At 60.7% G+C, this 22,808-nt stretch carries 20 protein-coding genes, 1 tRNA gene and 1 pseudogene; 10 read left to right on the forward strand and 12 right to left on the reverse strand.

Annotated features, from left to right (window positions below; all coding sequences use genetic code 11):
• Positions 1 to 123: 123 nt before the first annotated feature.
• Together I6E56_RS04790 and I6E56_RS14975 are read left to right on the forward strand one after the other, a co-directional pair.
• Entirely contained in the window at positions 124 to 1,695 is a 1,572-nt protein-coding gene (locus I6E56_RS04790) for an acyl-CoA carboxylase subunit beta (RefSeq protein WP_197138095.1), read from the forward strand.
• Positions 1,692 to 1,928, forward strand: coding sequence for an acyl-CoA carboxylase epsilon subunit (locus I6E56_RS14975; protein ID WP_197136393.1), 237 nt, complete (start codon positions 1,692 to 1,694; stop codon positions 1,926 to 1,928). Before I6E56_RS04790 ends, I6E56_RS14975 begins: the two co-directional genes overlap by 4 nt.
• A 541-nt stretch (positions 1,929 to 2,469) precedes the next feature.
• Here the strand turns inward: I6E56_RS14975 and I6E56_RS04800 are convergent.
• From I6E56_RS04800 to I6E56_RS04815, 4 genes are all read right to left on the reverse strand, one after another.
• Positions 2,470 to 3,519, reverse strand: coding sequence for a hypothetical protein (locus I6E56_RS04800; RefSeq protein ID WP_197136395.1), 1,050 nt, complete (start codon positions 3,517 to 3,519; stop codon positions 2,470 to 2,472).
• Positions 3,516 to 4,805, reverse strand: a complete 1,290-nt coding sequence (locus I6E56_RS04805) for a sensor histidine kinase (RefSeq protein ID WP_197136396.1) — start codon at positions 4,803 to 4,805, stop codon at positions 3,516 to 3,518. Before I6E56_RS04805 ends, I6E56_RS04800 begins: the two co-directional genes overlap by 4 nt.
• Complete coding sequence (locus I6E56_RS04810) at positions 4,795 to 5,505, reverse strand: response regulator (RefSeq protein WP_197136397.1); 711 nt, start codon at positions 5,503 to 5,505, stop codon at positions 4,795 to 4,797. Before I6E56_RS04810 ends, I6E56_RS04805 begins: the two co-directional genes overlap by 11 nt.
• Before the next feature lie 82 nt (positions 5,506 to 5,587).
• Entirely contained in the window at positions 5,588 to 6,820 is a 1,233-nt protein-coding gene (locus tag I6E56_RS04815) for a class I SAM-dependent RNA methyltransferase (RefSeq protein WP_197136398.1), read from the reverse strand.
• A 21-nt stretch (positions 6,821 to 6,841) separates the two neighbouring features.
• Here I6E56_RS04815 and I6E56_RS04820 point away from each other — a divergent pair, with 21 nt between their 5' ends.
• On the forward strand, positions 6,842 to 7,486 hold the full coding sequence (locus tag I6E56_RS04820; RefSeq protein WP_197136399.1) for a nucleoside triphosphate pyrophosphatase: 645 nt from the start codon (positions 6,842 to 6,844) through the stop codon (positions 7,484 to 7,486).
• A gap of 78 nt (positions 7,487 to 7,564) precedes the next feature.
• Complete coding sequence (locus I6E56_RS04825) at positions 7,565 to 9,319, forward strand: biotin carboxylase N-terminal domain-containing protein (protein WP_197136400.1); 1,755 nt, start codon at positions 7,565 to 7,567, stop codon at positions 9,317 to 9,319.
• 73 nt (positions 9,320 to 9,392) lie between these two features.
• Here the strand turns inward: I6E56_RS04825 and I6E56_RS04830 are convergent.
• Together I6E56_RS04830 and I6E56_RS04835 are read right to left on the reverse strand one after the other, a co-directional pair.
• A tRNA-Ala gene (locus tag I6E56_RS04830) sits at positions 9,393 to 9,468 on the reverse strand.
• Positions 9,469 to 9,545: 77 nt separating this feature from the next.
• On the reverse strand, positions 9,546 to 10,400 hold the full coding sequence (locus I6E56_RS04835) for a LuxR C-terminal-related transcriptional regulator (RefSeq protein WP_197136402.1): 855 nt from the start codon (positions 10,398 to 10,400) through the stop codon (positions 9,546 to 9,548).
• Positions 10,401 to 10,519: 119 nt separating this feature from the next.
• Between I6E56_RS04835 and I6E56_RS04840 the strand changes: the two genes are divergently transcribed.
• The 3 genes from I6E56_RS04840 to I6E56_RS04850 all read left to right on the forward strand — a co-directional run bounded on the left by I6E56_RS04840 (position 10,520) and on the right by I6E56_RS04850 (position 14,614).
• Positions 10,520 to 12,526, forward strand: coding sequence for an AMP-binding protein (locus tag I6E56_RS04840; RefSeq protein WP_197136405.1), 2,007 nt, complete (start codon positions 10,520 to 10,522; stop codon positions 12,524 to 12,526).
• A 64-nt stretch (positions 12,527 to 12,590) separates the two neighbouring features.
• Positions 12,591 to 12,983, forward strand: coding sequence for a DUF485 domain-containing protein (locus tag I6E56_RS04845; protein ID WP_231606246.1), 393 nt, complete (start codon positions 12,591 to 12,593; stop codon positions 12,981 to 12,983).
• On the forward strand, positions 12,980 to 14,614 hold the full coding sequence (locus I6E56_RS04850; protein WP_231606247.1) for a cation acetate symporter: 1,635 nt from the start codon (positions 12,980 to 12,982) through the stop codon (positions 14,612 to 14,614). The genes I6E56_RS04845 and I6E56_RS04850 overlap by 4 nt, the downstream gene beginning before the upstream one ends.
• A gap of 80 nt (positions 14,615 to 14,694) precedes the next feature.
• On the opposite strand, the gene I6E56_RS04855 is transcribed toward I6E56_RS04850, so the two are convergent.
• The 3 genes from I6E56_RS04855 to galU form a co-directional block, all read right to left on the reverse strand.
• On the reverse strand, positions 14,695 to 15,633 hold the full coding sequence (locus tag I6E56_RS04855; RefSeq protein ID WP_197136406.1) for a hypothetical protein: 939 nt from the start codon (positions 15,631 to 15,633) through the stop codon (positions 14,695 to 14,697).
• Between the two features lie 86 nt (positions 15,634 to 15,719).
• Positions 15,720 to 16,379, reverse strand: coding sequence for a GNAT family N-acetyltransferase (locus I6E56_RS04860; RefSeq protein WP_197136408.1), 660 nt, complete (start codon positions 16,377 to 16,379; stop codon positions 15,720 to 15,722).
• A 3-nt stretch (positions 16,380 to 16,382) separates the two neighbouring features.
• Positions 16,383 to 17,273 (reverse strand): UTP--glucose-1-phosphate uridylyltransferase GalU, encoded by an 891-nt coding sequence (gene galU / locus I6E56_RS04865; protein ID WP_197136410.1) that lies wholly within the window; start codon positions 17,271 to 17,273, stop codon positions 16,383 to 16,385.
• Positions 17,274 to 17,312: 39 nt separating this feature from the next.
• On the opposite strand from galU, the gene I6E56_RS04870 reads away from it, so the two are divergent.
• Both I6E56_RS04870 and I6E56_RS15285 read left to right on the forward strand, forming a co-directional pair.
• Positions 17,313 to 17,903 carry a 5-formyltetrahydrofolate cyclo-ligase gene (locus tag I6E56_RS04870; RefSeq protein ID WP_197136411.1) on the forward strand — a complete coding sequence of 197 codons (591 nt, stop codon included), beginning with the start codon at positions 17,313 to 17,315 and terminating at the stop codon, positions 17,901 to 17,903.
• 7 nt (positions 17,904 to 17,910) lie between these two features.
• Positions 17,911 to 18,051: pseudogene (locus I6E56_RS15285) on the forward strand (FmdB family zinc ribbon protein); the annotation flags it as partial.
• Positions 18,052 to 18,065: 14 nt separating this feature from the next.
• Here I6E56_RS15285 and I6E56_RS15290 read toward each other — a convergent pair.
• The gene (locus I6E56_RS15290; RefSeq protein WP_307842825.1) at positions 18,066 to 18,284 is read right to left on the reverse strand and encodes a hypothetical protein; all 219 of its coding nucleotides are present in this window, start codon (positions 18,282 to 18,284) and stop codon (positions 18,066 to 18,068) included.
• Between I6E56_RS15290 and mscL the strand changes: the two genes are divergently transcribed.
• On the forward strand, positions 18,283 to 18,684 hold the full coding sequence (gene mscL / locus I6E56_RS04880; protein ID WP_197136415.1) for a large conductance mechanosensitive channel protein MscL: 402 nt from the start codon (positions 18,283 to 18,285) through the stop codon (positions 18,682 to 18,684). The two genes, I6E56_RS15290 and mscL, sit on opposite strands and share 2 nt — an antisense overlap.
• A 66-nt stretch (positions 18,685 to 18,750) precedes the next feature.
• Here the strand turns inward: mscL and I6E56_RS04885 are convergent, their stop codons facing one another.
• Entirely contained in the window at positions 18,751 to 18,999 is a 249-nt protein-coding gene (locus tag I6E56_RS04885; RefSeq protein WP_197136417.1) for a hypothetical protein, read from the reverse strand.
• The gene (locus I6E56_RS04890) at positions 18,999 to 22,796 is read right to left on the reverse strand and encodes an ATP-binding protein (RefSeq protein ID WP_197136418.1); all 3,798 of its coding nucleotides are present in this window, start codon (positions 22,794 to 22,796) and stop codon (positions 18,999 to 19,001) included. Before I6E56_RS04890 ends, I6E56_RS04885 begins: the two co-directional genes overlap by 1 nt.
• Positions 22,797 to 22,808: the final 12 nt, after the last annotated feature.

The following is a 22,808-nucleotide window of genomic DNA, read 5'->3' on the forward strand; positions in this document are numbered from 1 at the left end:
TGGATGCCCCCTCTATGGTTTCCTCAATGAAACCGCCTTCAAACTTGTGGGTTCCACCAACCACACAAGCGGTGGATGGGTAGGTAAAGTGACACAGTGACCGAAGACAATACGACTCCAGACATGTTCACGACCGCCGGCCGGATCGCCGATCTCAAGAACCGCTATCACGAAGCTGTGACCGCCAGCGGCGACGCGGCCATCGAAAAGCAGCACGCCAAGGGCAAGATGACTGCCCGCGAGCGCATCGAGCAGTTGCTCGATCACGGTTCCTTCGTTGAGCTCGATGAGTTTGTTCGCCACCGCACCCATGCTTTCGGCATGGAAAAGAAGCGCCCGTACGGTGACGCTGTTGTGACGGGCGTTGGCACCATCCACGGTCGCCAGGTTGCCGTGTATGCACAAGACTTCACCATCTTTGGTGGATCGCTCGGTGAGGTTGCCGGCGAGAAGATCATCAAGGTCATGGACCACGCGATGAAGGTCGGTGTTCCCATCATCGGAATGCTCGACTCCGGTGGAGCCCGCATTCAGGAGGGCGTTGTTGCTCTGGGCAAGTACGGCGAGATCTTCCGCCGCAATACCCAAGCTTCGGGTGTCATTCCGCAGATCTCGATCATCATGGGCCCGGCTGCCGGTGGCGCTGTGTATTCCCCCGCCCTCACCGACTTCGTGATCATGGTCGACAAGACCAGCCAAATGTTCGTCACCGGTCCCGACGTCATCAAGACCGTTACCGGTGAAGACGTCGGCATGGAGGAGCTCGGTGGCGCTCTCACCCACAACAAGGTGTCTGGTGTTGCGCACTACCTCGCCAGCGATGAAGAGGATGCCCTCGACTACGCTCGCACCCTCGTCGGCTTCCTGCCAGACAACAACCTCTCGGATGCTCCCGTCTATGAGAGTGAAGTTGAGTTGGAGATCACGGATGAGGATCGCAAGCTCAACGCGATCATCCCCGACAGCCCTAACCAGCCCTATGACGTGAAGACGATCATCGAGCACATTGTCGACAATGGCGACTTCCTGGAGACGCAGCCGCTATTCGCCCCTAACATCGTGGTTGGTTTCGGTCGCGTTGAAGGTCGCTCAGTGGGTATCGTCGCCAACCAGCCACAGGCGATGGCCGGAACCCTCAACATTGAAGCCGGCGAGAAAGCGTCACGCTTCGTACGCTTCTGCGACGCGTTTAGCATCCCGATCCTCACGCTCGTCGACGTGCCTGGCTACCTGCCAGGCACCGACCAGGAGTGGACCGGTGTTATCCGCCGCGGCGCCAAGTTGCTCTACGCCTACGCGGAAGCAACCGTTCCACTCGTCACCGTTATCACGCGCAAGGCATACGGCGGGGCCTACATCGTCATGGGATCCAAGCAGCTTGGCGCAGACCTCAACTATGCGTGGCCGACGGCTGAGATCGCCGTCATGGGCGGCCAGGGCGCCGTCAACATCCTGTACCGCGGTGAGATCAAGGCCGCAGAAGCCGCAGGTGAGGATGTCGCAGCCGTGCGCACCCGCCTCGCCAACGAGTACACCTACAACGTTGCAAGCCCGTTCCTCGCGGCCGAGCGCGGCGAACTCGATGGAGTGATCGAGCCGGCCGCTACTCGTGTGCAGGTCGTGAAGGCGCTGCGCGCTCTGCGCACCAAGCGCGCGAGCATGCCGCCCAAGAAGCACGGAAACATTCCGCTGTGACCGGCAAACACGCGCAGGATGAACCTGCAGACATCCGCATCGTTTCCGCCAATGTCTCTGCTGACGAGATCGCTGCGGTTACGGCCGTCGTTCGTGCTGCTCTGCTCGAGTCCGCCGAGAATGCCGGGGCGGAAGAAACCGCCCCGATTTCGGCGTGGGCGCGCAACCAGCGACCGATTCGGGAACCCTTGGCTCCCGGGCCCGGGGCTTGGAATGCAAGCGCTCGACGCTAGCCGCAGCTCTTTTGGACCGTCTTTCGGCTAAAACATGTGCATTCATAGTCGTACCCCGTTCGGGGAGTACGGAATCCGTTGAAAACCGGGTTTTCGGGCCACTTTTTCACCCAAATAGACAGATTGTCCCCCGAGAGTCCCCCTAAAAACCGACTTTGTTAGTTGTTTGCATGATGCAGAATATTAACTGCTAGGTGGATCTCCATAGGAGTTACACCGCCAAAGATTGGCCGACTAGGGTAAGCGGGCCAATTCTTTGGGGGCGGATCAGGACGGTATTCGGGTTATCGTCCTGATCCGGGTTCTAGCGAAGGACCGGAGAAGTGCTTCTTATAGCCACTCCGGTCCTTCGTTCTTTAACGAGTGGGCCGATTGGCATAAGCCCATGGCCATCGCTCATCATTACGACCAGCGAGTTCATTGACCGGGGCTAGGGCGCACCCCTGAGAATCGCCAGCGGCGCTCTCACGCCGCGGACGGGCGTCTGCGCACTCCGCGAACGGAATAGTCACGCAGGGCGCTCAGCGCTCGTGCAGCGGGGTTAGACGGCGACGCTATCCACGCGCGGGATCTCCAGCCAGATGTCAACGACATCTTCTTCGAGCGAGTCTTGCCCGAGAGCGCTCGATTCGCCGTCTCCGGCGCTGTGTAGTCCCACGACAGTGATCGCGACATCCGACCCCTCAGGCACAGTGCGTGCAATCACTTTGTCGGCACTGGTTGACTGAATGGCCTGCGCGAGACGATTCAGCACCCGATCGAGATCGTCATCTGACAGGTCGTCGATTCCGCCCTCGTCGAGCAGTGTGACGGTGGCGCCGCGACGGCGCGCGATCATGACCTGGTCACGTACCGCGTCGTTCAAGAGCTTGCGGCCGCGAATTTCGTCACGGATAGCCCCCTCAAGATTCAAACATTCGCGGCGTTCGGCCTCAGACAAGTCACCGTTGGTTTCTTGAATGCGTTCGAGCATTTGGAACGCCATCATTCCCGTTTGTTCCAGACGGAATTGACGCTCATGCACGTGGGCGTCTTGCGCCGCTTGCCAGTCAGTGGCTTCCTGCTCTGCGAGCACAAAGCGCTGCGCATCCTTGGATGCCTTTGCCAACCCGCTGCTGAGAACGTGGGAGACAGCAACCCACGATGCGCTTCCGATAATGCCAAGGCTGAAGAGCCCAGCCGGGCCAACCGGGCCGAGGCTGAAGGTGTGCGCAACCAAGAAACCTATGCCCAGCCACGCGAATGTGTGGCGGCCTCGTGTCGAGGTGATCGTGAGCAGGGTGCCGCTAGCGGCGACGTACCACGTTGCGTAGCCTGTGCCACCTTCGCGGGTGAAGTCGAGTTCGTTGGCCACGAGCAGCGAGATCGCCACGACCGTAGCGAAATTGAACGTTGCCATCCAGATCGGCATTCGCAAAGGACCCCAGGGCAACAAACTGACGATGGTTGCTACGCCGTAAAGAACCATCGCGACGTAAACCGGACCAGCGTGAGCAGGAATATCGATCGTGTAGTTCGCCAAGACGATGTGATACGCCGAGAAGAGCGCAGCCAAGCCGACGATCAGGTACCGAGGAACACCGATATTCACAGGTCGTCCCCCTGCACGTCATAAACGGTCGGGCGCAAGCTTTCTGTATTTAATTCGTCGCTGCGATTGCCGTGCGGCCACTGGATGCAGATTTGCGTTCCCGCACCGGGTATCGATGCGATCGCGGTGCGACCCCCCGCGTTAGCGACACGTTCCACGATCGACACGCGCACTCCCAAACGTTCTTGAGGCACAGAGTCGAGATCAAAGCCCGCACCAGTATCGGTAATCAGTATCTCGATGCCGTTACCCTCGAGGCCTCGCACTTCGACGCTGCGTTGAGTGTCGAAACCACCAGCGTGTTGGATGCTGTTCATCATGGCCTGCACCGCCGCAGAGTGCACTGCTTCTGCAGCAACCACGGGAAGCGAGCGCGCTCCGACGCTGCGAACGGCACACGTGAAGTTGGAGGCCAGCAATTCAGCGGAGGTCACAACACGTTGAGCGAGATCCGTAGCCTGAACGGTCGAGATATCGTCTGGCGATGTTGCTGCTGCTTCGCGCAAGTGCCCAATGGCGTTGCCTGCCATGACAGCGGAGAGTCGCTCGGCCTGAGGCGTGTAGGCGCGAGCGGCTGAAATGAGGGTCGTCAGAACGCTATCGTGCACGATCGAATCAACCTGCACGCGTTCAACTTCTGTCGCGTGCTGCCGAACAGCATTCCCGTAACGCTGCAGCGCAGTGGCTTGCGCGTTATCGACGTTGGTCGCTGCCTGACGAAGCATCGTAACGATGATCATGATCGCGCTACCGAGGATGAGGGCGTAGAACGTTTCGAGCACCGCGAGCTGGAGCGGCGCCCCACCACCGACGGGAAGCGTACGCACGATGAGATACACGAGCGGGGCCGCGAAGAGGTAAATCGTCGCGAGCACCCTGTTGAAGGCAATCGCTGCCATCGCCGTCGCTACCGTGATGAGGTAGTTCAGCCAGTGGATTCCGCTAAAAACTTCGGCGCCGGGGATGACGGTGAATGGCCAGCTCAGCAGGGCGAGGAAATAAACAACGGCGAACGTGCCGTGAACGGCGCGCACACAGCGATTGGCGAACGACGCGACAACAACCACGATAAGCATTCCGAACAGTGCCGGAACGAAGATAAGTAGCCACCACGGCTGTGCTTCACCCGCCTGGCCCAAGAGCCACGGGAGCGTTTGGGCGCCAAAAACCAGACCGATGACGGCAACGGAGCGTGAGATTACCCGCTCAACCTGTTTGCGGCTGATCGGGTTTCGCGGCTGTTTGGCCGTCGGCGCCGGTCGCGCCACAGCCAGGCTAGTGGCCATCGCCGCCTTCAGAGTCGAGTCCTGGCAGGATGCCGTCTTCGACTGCGCGGCGCAAGAGGTCTACCTTGGTCGGCGCGGGGCGTCCGACTTCGACGTACTTCACACGGATGCGGTCCAAGTACTCGCGCGCGGTTGAGTAGCCGATTCCGAGCTGCTGTGCTGCGAGCTTGAGCGGGAGACCCGAGGCGTAGAGGTGCAAGATCTCGCGCTCGCGACGACCAAGCTGTGCTTTGGAGAAGTCTCGGTCGGCATCAATAGCGGTAGCCCACTCAAGGTTGTTGAGCACCTCGCCGCGGGCGACGGTTGCCGCTGCAGCGAGCACCGTCTTCGTGGCCGATGACTTGGGGATCACTCCGGCAGCACCGGCGGCCAGAGCCTCTCGCACGCTGGCGACACGGTCAGCGATGCTGTGCACCAGCACAGCAGAGCCGGTAGCCTGAACGTTTTTGACGTTGTCGGTGACGGTAGAACCGTCGCCAAGCGAGAGATCAAGCACGACGACATCAACTTCGCGACCGTTGAGGCCTTCCACCAGCTCTTTCACTGTGGCTGCGGCGAGAACGAAGTCGTAGCCTTCGTCGATAAAGGCAGCCTTTAGGCCCAATCGCACTGATTCGTGGTCATCGACAACAGCAACAGCAATTTTGCGCTGGGCGCTCTCACTGGGCGTTTCTGTCCCGGATGGTTCTGTCTGGGCCATGTGGCGTCCTCCTGAGTTTCTGTCCCCCATAGTAGTGGGAGAGAGCGCGACCACGCGCCTTTATGACCCCAAACACACTGCGCTATTTACGTGTGAACGCTCCCACAGCCTCCACATGGTGAGTGTGGGGGAAGAGATCGAACGCCCGCACGGTAGAGAGCTCGTAGCCGCGCTCGGCGAAGAAGGCGACATCCCGCGCAAAGGCAACGGGGTCGCACGCCACGTAGACGATCTGCGCGGGGCGCGCCTTGGCAACAAGGTCAACAACTTCTCGCCCTGCGCCCGAACGCGGAGGGTCAAGAATGATCGTTGAACGCTCTAGCCGGTCGCGCTCAACAGCTGTCGCTTCCTTCAAGTGCTGGCGCAACCAACGGTCGACGCGGCCAGTTTCGGCATGGGCGCCTAACCAGTCCGAGAGGTTATTGGCGGCGTGGTCGGTGGCCGACGATTCCGCTTCCACCGTGGTGATCTTGGTTGATGGGCCAAACTTGTCCCCCACCGCGGCAGCGAAGAGTCCTACGCCACCATAAAGATCCAAGTTGGATGCCGCTGGGTCGAACAGCGCGGGATCGATGGCATCTTGCACAGCAGAAGTCAGCATCGCGGCGGCGCCGTGGTGCACTTGCCAGAATCCGGAATCGAGCAACGTGAAATCGCGCTCCCCCACAGTTTCGGTAATGACTTGCGGCTTCTGCTTGCCCATAATCAGGCGAACGCCGCCCGAGCTGGGGTTGAGGATGTCCACCCGCTCGAACCCATCGAAGTTTTCGCCGAGCGGTGCTCCGGCAGAAAGTTCGGGCGTTGCCAATGGCAGGTCAGCGACAGAGATAACGCGGTGGGAACGAGCCGCGAACGGACCGACATTGCCGTGTTCGTCAACGTGCAGGCTGACGCGGGTGCGCCATCCGAGTCCCTTGCGTTCATCGTCACCCGGGACTGCTTCGACGACAGGAGCGAGCGAGACTTTTGCCATGCGCTCGAGTGATTCGTTGAGGATCTGTGCCTTAAGCACACGCTGATGACCGAGCTCGATGTGGCCAAACTCGGCGCCGCCGGCGCGATTGTCGGGGTCGCGGTCAACACTCGCGGCTGACCACACATGCTCTTGGCGGTGCTCACTCGGTGTGATGACCTTCACCGTTTCGGCGCGCCAGAACGACTTCTTGTTGTCGTCGGTAATGCGCGCTTGCACGCGTTCACCCGGGATCGCGTCGGAGACGAAAACGACACGACCATCGTGCCGCGCCACACTGACACCCCCGTGCGCAATGTTGGTAACGTCTACTTCGATCATTCGGCCAAGCAATTCACCCATCCCTTGAGCATAGGAGCCTTTGTGCGCCTTTATCTTGCTTCGACCTCTCCCGCGCGTCTGGCAACGCTGCGCGCGGCTGGCGTCGACCCCGTACTTTTAGCCTCTGGCGTTGACGAAGACGCGGTAGCTGCCGCCGCTCCTGGTCCCCTTGACGGCCCCGCACTTGTTGAGTTGTTGGCGCGCGCAAAGGCTGAAGCCGTTGTCGGCGCGCTCGTCAACGGTGGCCCCATCGACGGCTTCATTCTTGGCGGAGATTCCGCGTTCGAATTGGATGGCGAATTATTCGGAAAACCACACGAACCTGAGATCGCGCGGCAGCGCTGGCTCGCCCAACGGGGTCGCACCGGGGTATTGCACTCTGGTCACTGGCTCATTGACCACCGCGGCGGCGAAGTGCGAGGAGCTACGGGTGCCGTGTCGAGCGCCAGCGTACGTTTCGCCTCCAACATCACAGATTCTGAAATTGATGCGTACGTCGCCACGGGCGAACCCTTGAAAGTTGCGGGCTCGTTCACCATCGACAGTCTCGGGGCGGCTTTTATCGAGAGCATCGAAGGCGATCCGCACGCTGTAGTGGGGCTTTCGGTGTCGCTGGTGCGCCAGCTCATGCGCGAGTTCAACGCGGAGTGGACTGATCTCTGGAACATTGATCGGCCCACTCTGTAGGCATTCACAGTGCTTGCCCTATTTTTTTGTGCGCTTCAGCCCAAGGCTTCGGCCGTCATCCCCATAAGCTAGGTCACTATGGCTCGTATTACGAAGGTACTCATCGCCAACCGCGGAGAGATCGCCGTTCGCGTTATCCGCGCGGCTAAAGACAGTGGCATCGGTTCTGTGGCGGTCTACGCCGACCAGGATCGGGATGCCCGGCACGTGAAGCTCGCTGACGAGGCGTATGCCCTCGACGGCTCGACGAGTGCTGAGACATATCTCGTGATCGACAAGATCCTGTCGATCGCTCGCCGCTCTGGTGCTGACGCCATTCACCCCGGCTATGGATTCTTGGCCGAGAACGCCGAGTTTGCGCGCGCCGTCATCGATGCCGGCATCATCTGGATTGGCCCATCGCCTGAAGCAATCGAAAAGCTCGGTGACAAGGTGTCAGCCCGCCACATCGCGGAGAAGGTCGGCGCGCCGCTCGCTCCCGGAACGCTCAACCCGGTATCGGGCGCAGCTGAGGTTCTCGACTTCGTTGATCTTCACGGTCTTCCCGTTGCCATCAAGGCAGCATTCGGTGGTGGTGGCCGTGGCCTCAAGGTTGCACGCACTCGCGAAGAGATCCCCGAGCTGTTCGATTCCGCCACTCGTGAGGCTGTTGCCGCGTTCGGTCGCGGCGAATGCTTCGTCGAGAAGTACCTCGACCAGCCCCGCCACGTTGAAACTCAGTGTCTTGCGGATGCTCACGGCAACGTCGTCGTGATCTCCACCCGCGACTGCTCGCTGCAGCGTCGCCACCAGAAGCTTGTGGAAGAAGCACCGGCCCCGTTCCTCAGCGACGAGCAGAACAAAGAGCTCTACGAGTCGTCGAAAGCCATCTTGCGCGAGGTCGGCTACCTCGGTGCCGGCACGTGTGAATTCTTGGTTGCCAAGGACGGCACGATTTCGTTCCTCGAAGTGAACACTCGCCTGCAGGTTGAACACCCCGTTTCTGAAGAAGTCACCGGCATCGACCTCGTTCGTGAGCAGTTCCGCATCGCCGAGGGCGGCGTGCTTGACTACGACGACCCCATCCCGCGCGGCCACTCGTTCGAGTTCCGCATCAACGGTGAAGATGCCGGGCTCAACTTCATGCCCTCCCCCGGCCCTGTGCACGTTCTGCGCATGCCTGGCGGCCCCGGCATCCGCGTTGATAGCGGTGTCACGACCGGCGACGAGATCAGCGGCGCCTTTGACTCGCTGCTCGCCAAGCTCATCGTTACCGGTTCCAGCCGCGAGGATGCTCTTGAGCGTTCGCGTCGCGCCCTCGACGAGTTCGAGGTTGCTGGTCTTCCCACCGTTCTTCCGTTCCACCGCAAGATCGTTCGCGATCCTGCCTTCACGAGCGAACCGTTCAGCATTTACACACGCTGGATCGAAACCGACTTCGACAACGACATTGAGCCGTGGACCGGATCACTGGCCGACGAGACGCCCGTGGTAGCCCGCCACAACGTGGTCGTTGAGGTCAACGGCAAGCGCGTCGAAGTGAATCTGCCCTCGAAGCTCGTGCCAAGCACGTCGACCGGAGCAACCCTCTCTGCCGCTCCGAAGCGTCGGGCAGCATCCAGCGTCAACACCATCACCGGTGACTCGGTGAAAGCACCGATGCAGGCAACGATCGTTAAGGTTGCGGTCGCCGAGGGCGACAAGGTCGTCAAGGGCGACCTCATTCTCGTGCTTGAGGCAATGAAGATGGAGCAGCCGCTGGTTGCCCACAAGGACGGCGTTGTTACCACGATGAACGCGTCCGTCGGCCTTACGGTGTCGTCAGGTCATTTGCTTCTGAATATCGCCGACTAGACCACGGCGGACCTTACAACGCAAAGAAGGCCGCACCGCCCGTCATGACGACAGGCTGTGCGGCCTTTACAGTTGGTGGACCCTAGGAGATTTGAACTCCTGACCTCCTCGATGCGAACGAGGCGCGCTACCAACTGCGCCAAGGGCCCGTACTGCAGCACTAACGATATCACTCAGGAAACAGCATTCGACATTTGACTTCACGCGCTGCGGTACGCCGCGAGGGTTACGGCATCAATCCGAGCTTTCGCGCGGTCGAGACTGCCGTAAAACGTGACGATGCATCGAGCTTCTTCATGGCGCTACCGAGGTATCCCTTCACCGTTTGCTCGGTGAGCGAGAGGAGCGCAGCCGTTCGAGCGTTGCTGTAACCAAGCGCAACGCACGAGAGAACATCCGTCTCTCGTGGCGAAAGTTGCACCGTTGCTCGGGCCAACGCATCGTCGCCACCGCGGCACACCGCTTGCGAAAGCTCTCGCCCGATATCGCGGAGCTTCTGCCTCACATCACGGTCCGACACCGTGGCCGCAAGCTGGCGAAGTTGCGCAAATTGTTCCCTCAAGTGCTCCTGGGCGACGGGCGACAATCCCCCACGCTGATTCGACCGCAGCGCCACCATTCGACGGGTCACCTCATCCCGAATGGCGAGCTCGTTTCCTAGTGCGGCAGCGATCGCCACCGCCGGTCGAGCCGCTGCCGTATCCGGCTCGACGAGAGAGTGTGATCCGGCATAAATCAACCCGCGCAGTGTTCCTCCGGCAATGATCGGAATCGCCAAAAGCGAGACAACTCCTTCGCCCAACACAGCGCCGTCATAGTCGTGAGTGATGTCAGCAGAGTGCTCGTAGTCGCGCGTAAATCGCGGACTGCGTTGCGCCATAGCCAACCCGCCAAGCCCACGCTCTCGCCGCACCTTGAGCCCATCGAGGTTGCCCGTGCGGGCGCCGCTAAAGGCACTAACGGTGAGCTCTATGCCCGAGGTGAGACCGCCAAACGACAGGCTGAAACCCGTGCTCGCGGCGATCTCGCGAGTGGCCTGTTGGATCAATTCAAAGTCACTTGGTTCAGACATCTGCGTCATTGCGGATTCCCAACTTTCGGGGGTATTACGTGCGGTACGCCCCTCCGTAATCTGAGGCTAGCACGGGATTCTTCCGCCCCCACTGAGAATCCACATCAAGCATTTCAAAGGAGAAATTGATGTCAGATGCCCCTTCGCTAGAGCGAGTCTCCGCTCACAACACGGCCGCACGCTTGCGTAAGCAGAGCGGTACCTTCGCCGAAATTCAGAACCAGGCCACCCACGATCCCCATGGGTTCTGGCTTGAGCAAGCAGCGCGCATTGAGTGGATCACCCCACCGACGCTGTCCTCCCCCTCACCGGCCCACGAGCTCGGAACAGCGCAAGGCTGCTGGTTCGCCGACGGAACACTCAACATAAGCGTCAACGCCCTCGACCGGCACGTCGCCGCCGGCCGAGGAAACAACCCCGCCCTCATCACTGACTCCGCGATGACGGGTGAGCAAAAAACTCTCACCTATGCCGAGCTGCTCGAACGCGTTCGCAAATTTGCCGGCGCACTTCACGAACTCGGAGTCGGTGCTGGCGATCGCGTCTTGATCTACCTCCCGATGATTTCTGAGGCCGTAGTGGCGATGCTCGCGTGTGCCCGCATCGGCGCCATACACTCCGTCGTGTTTGGAGGGTTCGCCGCCAATGAACTGGCCGTGCGGATCAACGACGCCACGCCATCCGTGATCGTGACGGCGACCGGTGGCCTCGAGCCGTCACGCCAGGTGGAATACCTGCCGATCGTGCATCAGGCCATTGCCTTGAGCACCGGCAGCGTGCGCTATGTCGTGGTCAAAGACCGTCCGCAGATCAATGGCGATATCGCCGAGTACGCCACCGGCGCCACGAGCGGCGGCTCGCTCGACGTCGCTTGGCTCGATTGGGATGACCTCGAAGCTGCCGCTCTCCCTGCCGACGCCGTGGAGATGCACGCCAACGACCCGCTCTACATTCTCTACACCTCAGGCACAACCGGAAGCCCCAAGGGTGTCGTGCGGGACACCGGCGGTTATGCCGTCGCTCTGGAGTGGGCCATGACTCATATCTACGGTGTGGGAAACGACAGCACCATCTTCACCGCATCGGATGTCGGCTGGGTCGTTGGTCATTCCTTTATCGTCTATGGTCCGCTGCTGGCCGGTGCGGCCACCGTGCTGTACGAAGGAAAGCCCATTGGCACCCCCGACGCCGGAACGTTCTGGCGCATCATCCAGGACTACGCGGTTGATGTGCTGTACACGGCACCGACCGCGCTGCGCGCGATCCGCCGAGAGGACCCCGCGCTCGACGAGCTGAGCAGATACGACACCTCCAGCCTGCAAGCGGTGTATCTCGCCGGCGAGCGCCTTGATACCGAGACCTGGCACTGGGCCAATGACGGCATCCGCGTTCCCATCATCGACCACTGGTGGCAGACCGAAACAGGGTGGCCAATCTGTGCCAATCCGCGCGGTGTGCAGCAACTGCCCTCGAAGGCTGGTTCAACGGGAGTGCCGATGCCGGGCTTCCTCCCCCGCATCCTCGATGCGGATGGCAACGATGTGACGAAGCCGGGCACCGAGGGAAACATCGCCATCCAGTTGCCGCTTCCTCCTGGTGCCCTCATCGGACTCTGGGGAAGCCCGGAACGGTTCGCCACTTCGTACCTTGAGGAGTTTCCGGGGTACTACGCCACCGGTGATGCCGGTTACTTCGATGACGACGGCTACCTTTTCGTGATGGGGCGCACCGATGACGTGATCAACGTCGCGGGGCACCGCCTCTCGACAGGGTCGCTCGAAGAAGTGATTTCTCAGCATCCCGATGTGGCCGAATGCGCTGTTCTCGGACTGCACGATGAGCTCAAAGGCCAGCGCGCTGCAGGGTTCATCACGATGAAGCACGGCCGCAATCGCCTTGAGCATGATCTCGCCATCGAACTTGTCGCGCTCGTGCGCGAGGTGATCGGCCCGGTCGCTGCCTTCCGAGACGTCATGGTCGTTGAGCGTCTGCCCAAGACGCGCTCGGGCAAGATCCTCCGCAAAACGATTCGTCAGATCTTCGATGGCGAAGAGGTTCGCATCCCTCCCACAATCGAAGACGTCACGGTGCTCGATGCGCTCTACACCGCTGCCGGACGCACTCGCTCGCAGTAGTTCCCGCTTCACGATTCCCCACCATCCGTTCCCCTCTCAATTGTTTGTGGCAAGGAGGCCCCAAATGTCTGACGAAAGTTCCCCCATTAAAAATGCGATGTCCCCACCCGGCGAGCCCAGCGATGCGCCGAGCGTGCGTGCCGGGCTCATCTATCAAGATGAAGAGAAGGAGCCGGCGTTTATCGAACTCAAACGGCGACACCGCTCGTTTGTGTTTCCGCTCACGGTGTTCTTCTTGGTCTGGTATTTCGCCTACGTGATTTTGGCGGCCTACGCCCATGACTTCATGGCCACGCCCGTCTTCGGCGTCATCAATGTCGGGCTACTGCTCGGTTTCGGCCAATTCATCAGCACGTTCGTGATCACCATGATGTACGTGTCATTCGCTAACCGGCGGCTGGATCCGCTCGCCGCCCAAATCAGAGCAGATCTCGCCGCAAAGGAGTCAGCACTATGACCGCCAACACCCTGGCCATGCTCGCCGCTGCGGCGGTCGACGCTGAGTCTCAGAGCAATCCGGTTCTCAATATCTCGATCTTCATCGGCTTCGTCGGAATCACCCTCTTTATTGTGATTCGCGCCAGTCGCAACAACGCGACGGCGGCAGACTATTACGCGGGCGGGCGTTCGTTCACCGGTCCACAGAACGGGTTCGCGATCACCGGAGACTATCTCTCTGCAGCATCGTTCCTCGGCATTGTTGGTGCCATTGCGATCAATGGCTATGACGGATTCTTGTACTCCATCGGCTTCTTGGTGGCCTGGCTGGTCGCCTTGCTGTTGGTGGCTGAACTCATGCGCAATACCGGAAAATTCACGATGGCGGATGTTCTTTCCTTCCGCCTGAAGCAGCGACCAGTAAGAATGGCAGCAGCGCTCACAACGCTCGCCGTCTGCTTCTTCTACTTGCTCGCCCAAATGGCCGGAGCTGGTGGACTCGTCTCGCTACTCCTTGGCATTGACGACAAGGTCGGTCAGTCGATTGTGGTCGCCATCGTCGGCGGTCTGATGATCCTGTATGTACTGATCGGTGGCATGAAGGGCACCACGTGGGTGCAAATTGTGAAAGCCTTCCTCCTCGTGGGCGCCGCAATCGCGATGGCGATCTGGGTACTCGTGCTCAACGGCTTCGACCTGTCGCGCGTGCTGCAGAGCGCGGTCGACAACTCCGTGGCTACGCCCGCTGAGGCAATTTTGGCGCCGGGACTCAAGTACGGCACGAACCCGCTCGACTTCATCTCCCTGTCACTCGCCCTCGTGCTGGGCACGGCAGGCCTGCCTCACGTGCTCATGCGCTTCTACACGGTGCCAACCGCCAAGGAAGCACGGCGCTCAGTCGTGTGGGCAATTTGGCTCATCGGTGGCTTCTACATCCTTACCCTCGTGTTGGGTTACGGTGCAGCGGCCCTGGTAGGTTCTGCGACGATTCTGGATGCTCCTGGCGGAGTGAACTCCGCTGCTCCGTTGCTCGCACTCGAACTCGGCGGGCCACTGTTGCTGGGGTTCGTCTCCGCGATCGCGTTCGCTACGATCCTTGCGGTCGTGGCGGGACTCACGATCACGGCAGCGGCATCCTTCGCTCACGACATCTACTCCAACGTGATCAAGAAGGGCAAGGGAGACCCAGATGCCGAGGTTAAGATCGCGCGTCGCACCGTCATCGTGATCGGGGTACTCGCCGTCGCAGGTGGTATTGGCGTTCAAGGTCAGAACATCGCCTTCCTCGTGGCGCTCGCCTTTGCGGTTGCCGCAAGCGCGAACCTTCCGACGATCCTGTACTCCCTCTACTGGAAGCGGTTCAACACTCGCGGCGCCGTCTGGAGCATGGTTGGCGGCTTGTCAGCGGCGGTTCTGCTGATCGTGTTCTCGCCCGTCATGAGCGGAACCCCCACTTCGATGCTGGGTGAAGGCGTGAACTTCGCGATCTTCCCGCTGCAAAATCCGGGTATCGTCTCGATCCCGCTCGGGTTCGCTCTCGGCTGGTTGGGAACAGTGACCTCGTCTCGCACAGAAGACCCGGCGCTTGCTGCCGAGATGGACGTGCGTTCGCTCAGTGGCCACGGCGCTGAAGCGGCGACAACTCACTAGAACGAGGATGGGGCGTGCGGTGCGGAGATTCTTCGCACTGCACGCCCCATTGTTCTGCCCGGTAGCGGGACAGCAAGTGGTTAGCTAGCGCGACGACGAGCAAGCGCGGCGTCGAGATCGAGCGAGTTGCCCGATTCTTCGACGATCCCCATGCCAGCAAACCTGCTGGGAGCGGATGCCGCGGCTGGAGCTTCGGCGGGAGCAGCCGGCGCACGCCGAGCATCCCGCGCAAGCTCCGCTTCGCGAGTAGCCGCAGCCATCGCGGCGGTGTTCGCGCGTAGGGCTTGTTCGGCGGATTCCGCCGCGGCCCGCAGCTCGCTGTCGATCTGTCCGGCGTGGCGCGCTGCCGCAACTACTGTTTCTGGCGCGTTGCTGCGACTGAGGTACATGGGCTTCGGCACGGGAACGGGAGTCCAGCTGACTTTCGAGGTGACGTCTTCGATCGGGGCCTCCGAGGAGAGCACCACACGACGACGGGGTGCCGCGGCACGAGTTCTCGGGGCTTGCTCGCTCCGGCGTGCTCGTGAACGTGTGGCGAGGCGCGACAACATTGCACTCGCGCTGATTCCCGCCATCGTCGCAGCAGCGAGAATAAGCCAGGTTCCCGATGAGAGTGCGGCACCTGCCGTGAAGATGAGGACCACGTTGACGCCGACGACGGCGACACTGGCGAGCAAAACTAGTGCGGTGAATGCGCGAGTGCGGCGAAGACGACGGGCAGACAGCGCAAGCACTTCTTCGCGCGTCGGTGGCGTAACAGCGCGGCCGACAGCGACCGGCCCTTGATTCAGGTTGGCTTTCGCCAGTTCAGCGGCTTGTCGCGCCACGGCTTCCGCACGCACGGCATCAGGAATTTCTGAGGTTTGCGCGAGAATGCGAATGGTCTGCTGGAGTCGAACGGCATTGCGTTCGGTGGCCAAGTACTCGCGATTCTTGAACCAATTCGGAATCAGATAGACGAGCCACAGCGCCGCAGCGAGCGCGATCATGACGCCGCCGCCGATGCTGGTGAGTTCCATGGGTATACGCTACGAGCTTCCGGGCGAGTCAGGCTCTCGGCACGCGGCAGAGACATCAGAAGTTGCTGAGAGTCCCAGCGAGTGGATCAGCGTGGCGGAAGCGTCAGCGGGTGCGCGGCGCGCAGGCGGTCCTCGGCGGGAATATGGGCATCCTGCTGTGGCGCGGTGCCCAATTTCCAGCGGCGAAAGATTCCTTGCGGGACTTCTTCTACCGTGAGAGCGAAGCAGAAGTGGTCGCGCCAGTCACCATCGATGTGGATGAAGCGGCGCCGCAGTTGCTCGTAGCGGAACCCAAGCTTCTCGACCACCCGAAGGCTCGGCTCGTTTTCGGGCCGAATGCAGATCTCCATGCGGTGAAGACCGAGTTGAAAAAAGCAGTAGTCCGTGGCGAGCGCTACGGCCGTCGGTGTGAGCCCCTTGCCCGCGAATCGTTCTGACACCCAGTATCCGAGGGACGCTGACGCGAGTGAACCATAGGTGACTGAGGAAACGTTGAGCTGACCCGCGACCTCACCATTGAACTCGATGACGAACGGCAAGCCGGTGCCCACGCGAGACTGTTGCAACAGCCCCCGGATGCTCGACTTCACGTCGAACGACGACGGACCAACCGGGCTGGTGGCTTCCCACCGGCGAAGCCACCCCCGGTTGTCGCGAAGTTCTTTCTCTAACGCACGAGCGTCTCGCACCCGAATGGGCCGAATACTGATGTTTCCGTCGCCAAGCGTCGGAATGCCAAACGCCACCCGTTAATCCAGTGTTGTGCTGAACTGCTTAAGCCATGGGCGCAGTTCAGGGCCCAAGTCGTCGCGCTCAACAGCAAGCTGCACGATGGCCTTGATGTAGTCGAGACGGTCACCAGTGTCGTAACGGCGGCCGCGGAACACGACGCCGTAAACGCCGCCCGCGATGTCGTTCTCTGCCATCTCTTGCAAGGCATCTGTCAGTTGGATTTCGCCGCCCTTGCCTGGGTCAGTGCGCTCAAGAATCTCGAAGATTTCTGGAGTCAGCACGTAGCGACCAATGATCGCGAGGTTGGAGAGCGCTGTGCCCTGAGCCGGCTTCTCTACGAGACCCGTGATGTGCACAACATCGGGGTCGTCGGTGGGTTCCACCGTCGCGATGCCGTACATGTGGCTCTGGGCCGGGTCGACCTCCATGAGGGCGATGATCGTGGCGTTGCGACCCTCTTGCTCTTCGAGCATGCGGGAGAGCAGAACATCGCGTTCGTCGATGAGGTCGTCACCGAGCAGTACGGCAAACGGTTCGTGACCGACGTGCATTTTGGCACGAAGGACGGCGTGACCGAGGCCACGCGGATCGCCCTGACGGACGTAATGCATGTCGGCGAGGTCATTGGAGAACTCGACCTTAGAGAGGCGATCTGTATCGCCCTTTTGCTGGAGCGTCGACTCCAACTCTGTCATTCGATCGAAATGGTTTTCAAGGGCGTTTTTATTACGCCCGGTGATCATCAACACGTCGGTGAGGCCAGCGGCAACAGCCTCCTCTACGACATATTGGATAGCCGGTTTATCTACAACCGGCAACATCTCCTTCGGCATAGCTTTCGTTGCCGGGAGAAATCGTGTGCCCAGACCTGCAGCAGGGATAACCGCTTTAGTAATCTTCGTAGCCATAGGTACAGCGTAGTCGGCCAGTCTCGTAGAATGCTTAGTATGACCGACGATGTCAGTCACGATAAACGTGCACTCCGAGCCGAATTACGCGAACGCCGACGCATCTGCACCGCCAAAGAGCGGGAAGAATTTAACACTGGTGTAACAGAGCACCTCATCGAGCTCACTCAGAGACTCGGATCTACTTCGATCGCCGCCTACCTCTCCACCACCGACGAACCCGAAACCCGCGGATTTTTGCACTGGGCCTGCGACCACGACATCACCGTGCTGCTTCCCATCTCGCGCGCCGATGGCCTACTCGACTGGGCCCCCTACGACGGCGAAGATGAAGACCAAGACCTCATCGGCATGCCAGCGCCTACGAGCGACGTGCTTGGCCCGATCGCCATCAACGATGTCGACCTGATTATTGTGCCCGCGGCATCCGTGGATCGCACGGGAATGCGCATGGGGTGGGGTCGCGGCTACTTCGACAAGACCCTCGGCTCTATGGAGACCAAGCCACCCGTCTACGCGGTGATCTTCGACAGCGAATTCGTGGATAAAGTGCCCACAGAAATTCATGACCAACCAGTAAACGGCATAGTTACCCCCACGGGAATTGTGACCATCACCGAGCACAACTAAGGATCTCGTGCCTACCTATTCCTACCGCTGCACCGAATGTGACAACGCGTTCGATATTCAGCAATCGTTCACCGATGACTCGCTCACGGTCTGCCCCGCCTGCCAAGGCAAACTTCGCAAGATCTTCTCCGCCGTCGGAGTCACGTTCAACGGTTCGGGTTTCTACCGCAACGACTCACGTGCGACCACGAGTTCGACTGACTCCAGCTCGAGCTCGTCAAGCTCCTCAAGTTCGTCGAGCTCGTCCCCTGACTCGAAGAAATCTGACTCCGCGAAGTCAGATTCGAAGCCGTCGACGAACCCCTCATCTCCGCCAGCCTCTTCACCATCGGCCGCAAAAGCGTCATAGTTATTACTTCCCCCACACAGAGGAGTAATCATGTTAAGCGGATTCAAAGAATTCATTTTGCGTGGCAATGTCATCGACTTGGCCGTAGCCGTCGTCATTGGCGCTGCCTTCACGGCAGTCGTCAACACGATTGTGGAAGCGGTTTTCAACCCGCTCATCGGCGCCCTGTTCAGTGCAGAGTCGCTGGCGACAGCACTCCCGGTCGCAATTGGCACCAGCGGGGCAACGATCTACTTCGGCGCGGTCCTCGCGGCGATCATTCAGTTCGTGCTCGTCGCCGCCGTCGTGTACTTCGCCATCGTTGCACCTATGAACTACGCCAACAAGCTCGCGAACGCGCGCAAACCGGTCGTTATCGAACCTGAAGCTGGCCCGACCGAAGCAGAACTGCTACTGCAAATTCGCGACCTTCTCGCCAAGCAAAACGGCTAGCAGCCAGCAACCCGCAACTCGCAGCTGCCCCCGGTAGCTCACGAAAACAACGAGTGGCCAAGGCACTTACCCCCAATGCGGAGGTTTGTCGCCCTTGAGCCGCTCGTCGTTTTCGTTAACCGGATGGCGTTCCGGTTCAGCGGGCGGATGCGGATCTGACCCCGCTGGCGGAGCCGTCGTCACGCGGCGACGCTTCTTCGGCTTCGCGCGCGGCTCGACGGACTGCTCTGCTCCCGCCGTGCTGCGCTGCTCGCCCTCGCGCGCGCGATCGCTCGACGGTGCGCCCGACTGCTCGGGATGGATGCCGTCTGCCATTACTGCTGCGGACGGGTGGCGGGAATGATCGCGATGGGCTCGGTGGTGGGAGCAGGTTCTGCTCCGAGCATCCGGGCGACCTTGTCGGCAACCTGATCGGGGTCGCTGAACAGCTCGAACGCGTGCACCCGCAAGTAGTGCCAGCCCAGACGACGCAGTAGCTCAGGACGCAAGCGCAATGACTCGCGCAGGCTTGATTCGTGAACCATGGCGTCAGTCTCGATGGTGCCGCAGCGGCCGCCGCGGGAAGCAACGAGTCCGAGCTTGCCGCGGTGCCCGAGCGAGACGCGAAGTCCGCGCGCTTCGAGGCGACGAGCGAGATCAACGAGCATGGGGTCGCTGTCGTCGGGCACAGGAACTTCGGCAAAGCGGGCATCCACTTCATCGAGCACTTCAGCCAGAGCAACAGCACCATGCTTCATGCGACCGTCGTCGAGGTCTTCTGACCGGAACGACGTGACGATTTCGAGCGAACGACGCGCTCGCGTCATCGCGACAGCGAGCAGGCGCTCTCCCCCGGGTTCACCAAGTGACCCGAAATCGGAGAGGACGCGACCGTGGGGCGTGCGGCCATATCCGATGGAGAAAATAACCCGGTCGCGACTTTGGGCCACAGCCTGATCAATCGTCGTGACCGTAAACGGTTCGGCACGATCGCCGATGATGACATCGAGCAATTCGGGGCGACGACGGCTAACGGCATCCAACACCGCCTGCATAACACGAACGGAATGCACGGGGCTTGCCGTGATGACCATGAGTGACTCTTGCGGACGCTTGGTGGCGTGGTCGAGCACGAGTTCGACAACGCGAGAGACTTCGGCGTCAGGGCTTTCGACAGCGCCTGAGTCAGGGTCGGGCATTCCGATTCCGTCAGCGACGTAGCTGACAGCCAGACTGCCGTGACCGAGGAAACTTCCCGCCCAGGGCAGCGACTCGATCTGACCGTCATAGAAGCGACGATTCACGAGCTCAGCAAGCTCTTCACCACCGGGGCGGTAGCTGCGCGTGAGGGTGAGGGTAGGCAGCACGCCGCTGAGCTTCGCAAAAGCGGAGTCGTCAACGAGTGCTTCGCGCGCGTCATCGTCGACGAGCGGAGCAGCATCGCCGGTCGCATCGCGCACCGCCGTTTCGAACGGTGTCGGCGATTGGATGACAGGGTCGCCAATAACGACGACCTGCTTTGAACGGCGGATCGCTCCGGCCGCTTCAGCCACCGTGACAGCGCCAGCGTCAACGAGCACGACAGTGTCGAACGGCATCGTGTCGACAACAGAGTCAATCTCGTAGGGCGAAGCGAGCCACACTGGCGCGATGGTGCGCGACAAGTGTGGTGCCGAGGTTTGCACGTCGAAGGACGTGAGGCGCTCTTTGGCGAGAGCGCGCTTAAGGGCGCGGGCCTCATCTGGCCAGTCGACGAGGCCGATCTTCCAGTTCTCGGCGATCTGCCACGAGAGCTGCTTGGCGTTGGCAGAAGCGTGAGCTTCATCCACGAGACGGAAATCAGCTTCGAGACGATCGACAACGGTCGTGTTGGCGTTCAGCAGCGCCCGGTCAACTTCGAGCATCGAATCGAGTGCCGACTTCCACCACGACAGCTCAAGCTCAGCCGCGACTTGATCTTCAGGAACATGGCGCTCAGCGAGGTCTTCAATCAGCGGGTCCAGCTTGAGATCACGCAAGCTACCCATCAGCGCGGTGCGCTCCTGCAGGTTATTGAGCACATCAGATTCAGCCGCGAGAGATTCCACCTTCTCGATCAAAAACGGAATCGGGAGGCTCGAGAGATTCATGTGCGAGTCAGCCAGACCGAGCGGCACGTCGAGGGCAGCGAGGTCGTCAGAGACCTGCTGGTATGACCGCTGAACTTCACCAATTCCCACGGGAACCGCCGGGCTCGCACCCTCAGCCACAAAACGGTGCCACAACACACGCTGCTTCTGGATGCGCTTGAGCGCACCATGCATGTCGGTTACACGCACGCCAGGGCGAACGTACTCGAGAGCAAGCTTCTTGAGACGGCGACGGTTCGCGCTCGTCATGTCAGGGAAGTCGCGACGCGGAGCGGTAGCCGCAATCAATTCCGTGATCGCGCGGTCGAACACCGTCGGCACAAAACGGTCGAGGGTTTCGCGAAGATCAACGAGCAGTCGCAAGTACACGCCGAGCTCATCGATGCTCTGGAAGGGACGCATGCGCGTGTTCGAGACAAGACGATTAGCAACATCGAGCAGCGACGACAGTTGCTCATTCGCCCGCTGAGCGATGCCGTGCGCTTTAAGCGCTTCCCCACTATTGGCGAACTGTGCGCCGTACCAGGGCGAATCTCCGGGGCCGTACTTGAATTCGCCGAGTTTCGCTGCAGCGATAATCACGCCAGTGGCCGTGCTGCGATCCTTGGCCAGCTTCTCCACGGCCTCCCGCGACAAGCGTGCCGTTGTGGATGGCGGTGTCGGCAACAGCGCCAAACGGCTGAGTTCCGAAACGCAGTCGAGAACCGAAACGCCGAGAACACCGTCGGGCACCGACATTGACTCGCGGTAGTCGAGCATGATCTTGCGCAAACGCAGCAGCGCGTCATCCACGTCTTCGATCTGCGGACGGCCAGCTTTCTCACTGCGAGAAATGGAGCGGATGATGTCGCGGCGAAGCGTGCGGGGTGCGACCGAGAGGCCAGGAAGTCCGATGTCCGAGAAGCGATCAGCAATTGACTGCAGCGAGGCGCGACGCGGGCTCACCACGAGCACTCGCTTGTTTTGTGCGACAAGCGCACCAACCGCGTTCACAATCGTTTGAGTTCCACCGGTGCCGGGCAGAGTGCGCACGACGAGGGAGTTGCCTGCCTCGATTTGGGCGATCACGTTCTCTTGTTCGGCATCGGCATCAAGCAGGAGATTGTCGGTCTGCGGCGAGCGCTCATCCGCCGAGAGAGCCGGAACAGGCGCGTAGCCTTCCTTGATCGTCCAGGCTGCGGCAGTGTTGCCGGCGAGCGCATCAAGGATGGGGTGCTTCAAATCTGCGGCGTCGTCGACCAGACCATGGGCGACATCCGAAAAGGATGACACCACGAGGCGCGGACTAACCGCAAAGTTATCGAGGTGCGAAGTCAGACCGCGCAGCCGGTCGATGACCGGGTTCGGCTTGAACGTTCCATCAGCATCGGCGAGCGCGACAAACGATTCGGCATCAAGACGCAAATGGAACTGCTCGTCAAGAGCCCGAGCAAGCGCCGGGTTGAGATAAGCGCTGCCCCGAAGCTTGAGTTCAAAATCGCGACCATGACGACGAATAGCCAGTGGGCGCAGTAGAACAGGACCACAGAATTCGACATCCTCATGAGTCCAGCGGGCAATTCCGATTCCCAGATGCACCGAATCGATGCCGCGGGCGGTAGCCAGCTCAAGGCCCTTTGCCGCGACAGCTCCTGCAGCAGTCTTAGCGGAGCGAAGCGCGACATCATCGCGAATGAGGCTCGACAGCAGAGTGCGCTTGCCGGTGATGAACTGCGCAAGACCGCCGGGATGGGTCGTCGATAAATCGACTCTCGTGCGAGGCGAATCAACGAAGTGGATGAGCGGGGAACGCCCGCCCAGCTCTGACAATTGCGAACGCCACAGCGTCCACACGGGCTCTGCAACGTTTCCGGCCATAATGTTCGGCTCACCAAAACTCAGCGTGTGAGGCGCTGTTACTTGGACGTGGGCATGAGCGTGCTCGTTTTCGCCGTCGTCAACGTCATGGTCCACCGAATCTGGGTCGACCGTGAAATCATCGGAAACTCTATCTGCACGCCACACACCGCCACCTTA

The organism is Salinibacterium sp. NK8237 (assembly GCF_015864955.1).
Taxonomy (GTDB): Bacteria; Actinomycetota; Actinomycetes; order Actinomycetales; family Microbacteriaceae; genus Rhodoglobus.

Bases quoted from the DNA above. Each gene is read 5' to 3' on its own strand.
- I6E56_RS04790 (WP_197138095.1), top strand. From the start codon at position 124: ATGTTCACGACCGCCGGCCGGATCGCCGATCTCAAGAACCGCTATCAC.
- I6E56_RS04805 (WP_197136396.1), bottom strand. From the start codon at position 4,805: ATGGCCACTAGCCTGGCTGTGGCGCGACCGGCGCCGACGGCCAAACAG.
- I6E56_RS04810 (WP_197136397.1), bottom strand. From the start codon at position 5,505: ATGGCCCAGACAGAACCATCCGGGACAGAAACGCCCAGTGAGAGCGCC.
- I6E56_RS04815 (WP_197136398.1), bottom strand. From the start codon at position 6,820: ATGGGTGAATTGCTTGGCCGAATGATCGAAGTAGACGTTACCAACATT.
- I6E56_RS04825 (WP_197136400.1), top strand. From the start codon at position 7,565: ATGGCTCGTATTACGAAGGTACTCATCGCCAACCGCGGAGAGATCGCC.
- I6E56_RS04835 (WP_197136402.1), bottom strand. From the start codon at position 10,400: ATGACGCAGATGTCTGAACCAAGTGACTTTGAATTGATCCAACAGGCC.
- I6E56_RS04840 (WP_197136405.1), top strand. From the start codon at position 10,520: ATGTCAGATGCCCCTTCGCTAGAGCGAGTCTCCGCTCACAACACGGCC.
- I6E56_RS04845 (WP_231606246.1), top strand. From the start codon at position 12,591: ATGTCTGACGAAAGTTCCCCCATTAAAAATGCGATGTCCCCACCCGGC.
- I6E56_RS04850 (WP_231606247.1), top strand. From the start codon at position 12,980: ATGACCGCCAACACCCTGGCCATGCTCGCCGCTGCGGCGGTCGACGCT.
- I6E56_RS04855 (WP_197136406.1), bottom strand. From the start codon at position 15,633: ATGGAACTCACCAGCATCGGCGGCGGCGTCATGATCGCGCTCGCTGCG.
- galU (WP_197136410.1), bottom strand. From the start codon at position 17,273: ATGGCTACGAAGATTACTAAAGCGGTTATCCCTGCTGCAGGTCTGGGC.
- I6E56_RS04870 (WP_197136411.1), top strand. From the start codon at position 17,313: ATGACCGACGATGTCAGTCACGATAAACGTGCACTCCGAGCCGAATTA.
- mscL (WP_197136415.1), top strand. From the start codon at position 18,283: ATGTTAAGCGGATTCAAAGAATTCATTTTGCGTGGCAATGTCATCGAC.
- I6E56_RS15290 (WP_307842825.1), bottom strand. From the start codon at position 18,284: ATGATTACTCCTCTGTGTGGGGGAAGTAATAACTATGACGCTTTTGCG.
- I6E56_RS04885 (WP_197136417.1), bottom strand. From the start codon at position 18,999: ATGGCAGACGGCATCCATCCCGAGCAGTCGGGCGCACCGTCGAGCGAT.